Here is a 2448-nt window from a genome sequence, read left to right as displayed (position 1 = left end):
CCCCCACCCCGCCGGAAGAAAAGGTCCACCACCTCGACAACGCCACCTCCGGCAAGCTAACCGCCCCGGCTCGCACCACCTTCCCCGTACGGGCCAAGGTGAAGGCCGAGACCTCCGGCGGCGCCGGCATCGGCACCGTCCGCGTCGAGTTCTCCATCCGCGGCACCACCGACACCCGCTTCTCCGGCGGCGGGACCACCGCCACGGTGAAGACCAGCAGTTCCGGTTACGCCACCGCCCCCGCCCTCAAGGCAGGCTCCGACACCGGCAGCTTCACGATCCGGGCCAAGGTGGTCGGCCGTACCGTCTCCAAGGACCTCTCGGCCACCGTCACCGCCGCCGCAGCCGACAAGCTGGCGCGGGTCGGCGACGACGCGCTCACCGCCAAGCCGGGCGGCGAGTTCGCGGCGGACGTCACCGCGAAGGCCACGTACGACGGGGCCGCGGCCACCGGCGTCGCGGCGACGGCGGAGTTCATCAAGTCCGCCGACGACACGGCCACCAACGACAAGGGCCCGTACTTCAAGGACGCCGACGGCAAGGCGATCCGCACGCTGCCCCTGAAGACGGACGCCGACGGCCTGCTGAAGCTGCCGAAGGTCTACGCGGACGACACCACCGGCACCTTCCTGCTCCGCATCACCACCACGGGCGGCGCGGTGCTCACCCTGGAGTTCAAGATCGCCTGACCCCAGGTAGACCCCAGCGGCATCCCCGCGGCAGCGAAACCGCCCCGCCGACCGATCCGGTCGGCGGGGCGGTTGCACGTGGTGTTCCCCTCTCGCCCTGCCGTTGCTACCGTGCGCCTCCTCACCTGACACACCATCAGATCTGGGAGGACGGCATGCGTGCACTCATCGCCGCGGCGATCGGCCTGGCCGCCGCCTTCGCGCTCGTCTTCACCATGACGGCGCTGGGCACTCCGACACCGCCGAACGAGACCTCGCCGAAGAAGATGCTCACTTCCCCGCCCGAGCACCCCTGAGGAGGCGTAGTCGCTCATGCGCCGTTCCGCCGCCACCATGCACCGCAAGGCCAGCCTGATCCTGCTCGCCTTCGCCGTCTTCGCCTTCACGCTGTCGCCGCTGATCCGCTGGTACGCCTTCCCCAAGCTGGTGCAGATCCCGCAGGGCCGCTACCAGGAGGCGGTCCTGGAGGCGAAGAACGCCACGCTCATGGACTACGCCACCCTGAAGCCCCGCAAGGTCTCCAAGGTGACCATCATCCAGACCCTCAAGGGGAACGTGGAGCAGGCGGCGCAGGTCAAGGAGGAGACCGGCAAGGATGTCGTCGTCTGGGACACCCTCAGCCACATGATCGACGAGAAGGGCAAGATGGTCGGCTCCATCCCGGAGCGCTACTACTTCGACGGCCACACCCAGGAACCGGTGCACGCCACCGGCGAGGCCGTCGACGGGGACCCGGTGCGGCGCACCGGGATCGAGTACAAGTTCCCGTTCCTGACGGAGAAGCGGGACTACGAGTACTACGACATGCAGACGCGCACATCGGCGCCCATCCACTACAAGGGCACCGAGAACTTCCGCGGCATGGACGTCTACCGCTTCGAGCAGACCATCCCGTGGACGAAGGTCAAGATCCCGAAGAAGCTGCCGCTCGGCGTCACGCCGAAGGTGGTGCAGCAGATGGGTCTCGAGCGCTGGTACTCGACCAAGCGGTGGTTCCTCATCGACCCGACGACGGGTGCGCCGGTCAACGGCGGGGAGTTCCACAAGGAGGAGATGCGCTGGACGAAGACCCCGGAAAAGGAGCCGCTGACCGCCTTCTCCGGCAACGTCAAGATGCGCCCCGACTACGTGGACAGCATCGTCGACGAGGTCAGTTCGCAGCGGCAGCTGGTGCTGCTGATGCACACGTACATGCCGATCGGGCTGATCGCCGGCGGCGGGGTGCTGCTGGGCCTGAGCCTGTGGCTGGAGGCCCGCTCGCGCCGGCCGGCCGCGGATGCGGGCAGCGGGGCGACGGCGCCGGAACCGGTCCGGGCGTGAGGCGCGTAAGCGCGCAGGCGCTCGTCAGCGCTTGAGGTCCCGGTCCTGGGCGGCTTTTGTACGGCGGGTGGGCTCGGCGGTGGCCGGGTCCTCCGGCCAGGGGTGCTTCGGGTAGCGGCCGCGCAGCTCGGCCCGTACGGAGCGATAGCCCTCCGCCCAGAAGGACTTGAGGTCCGCGGTGACGGCGGCGGGGCGGCCGGCGGGGGAGAGCAGGTGCACCAGGAGCGGGACGCGGGCGCCGGCGATCCGCGGGGTGTCGGTGAGGCCGAAGAGTTCCTGGAGTTTGACCGCGAGTACGGGCTGCGCGGGGTCGGCGTAATCGATGCGGATACGGGAGCCGCTGGGCACCTCGACGCGCTCCGGGGCGAGTTCGTCGAGGCGGGCCGCGTCGCCGGTGGACCAGGGGAGGAGGGCGGTGAGCAGGGCCTTCGGGTCGGGG

The 2448-nt window shown here is 69.8% G+C and carries 3 protein-coding genes and 1 pseudogene; 3 read left to right on the top strand and 1 reads right to left on the bottom strand.

Annotated elements, in window-relative coordinates; genetic code table 11:
• The 3 genes and pseudogenes from G5C51_RS41540 to pgfA form a co-directional block, all read left to right on the top strand.
• Positions 1 to 689: pseudogene (locus tag G5C51_RS41540) on the top strand (lytic transglycosylase); the annotation flags it as partial.
• Between the two features lie 155 nt (positions 690 to 844).
• Positions 845 to 985 (top strand): SPW_0924 family protein, encoded by a 141-nt coding sequence (locus tag G5C51_RS41535; protein ID WP_165246056.1) that lies wholly within the window; start codon positions 845 to 847, stop codon positions 983 to 985.
• A gap of 37 nt (positions 986 to 1022) precedes the next feature.
• On the top strand, positions 1023 to 2009 hold the full coding sequence (pgfA, locus tag G5C51_RS41530; RefSeq protein WP_165246058.1) for a cell envelope lipid trafficking protein PgfA: 987 nt from the start codon (positions 1023 to 1025) through the stop codon (positions 2007 to 2009).
• 24 nt (positions 2010 to 2033) lie between these two features.
• On the opposite strand, the gene G5C51_RS41525 is transcribed toward pgfA, so the two are convergent.
• Positions 2034 to 2448, bottom strand: a 415-nt coding sequence (locus tag G5C51_RS41525; protein ID WP_276617716.1) for an ATP-dependent helicase C-terminal domain-containing protein, incomplete at its 5' end; no start/stop codon positions are given.

Origin of the sequence: Streptomyces coryli (assembly GCF_011044975.1) — a bacterium.
GTDB lineage: Bacteria > Actinomycetota > Actinomycetes > Streptomycetales > Streptomycetaceae > Streptomyces > Streptomyces coryli.
This window is presented reverse-complemented; position numbering and strand designations above follow the sequence as displayed.

Bases quoted from the DNA above. Each gene is read 5' to 3' on its own strand.
- pgfA (WP_165246058.1), top strand. From the start codon at position 1,023: ATGCACCGCAAGGCCAGCCTGATCCTGCTCGCCTTCGCCGTCTTCGCC.
- G5C51_RS41535 (WP_165246056.1), top strand. From the start codon at position 845: ATGCGTGCACTCATCGCCGCGGCGATCGGCCTGGCCGCCGCCTTCGCG.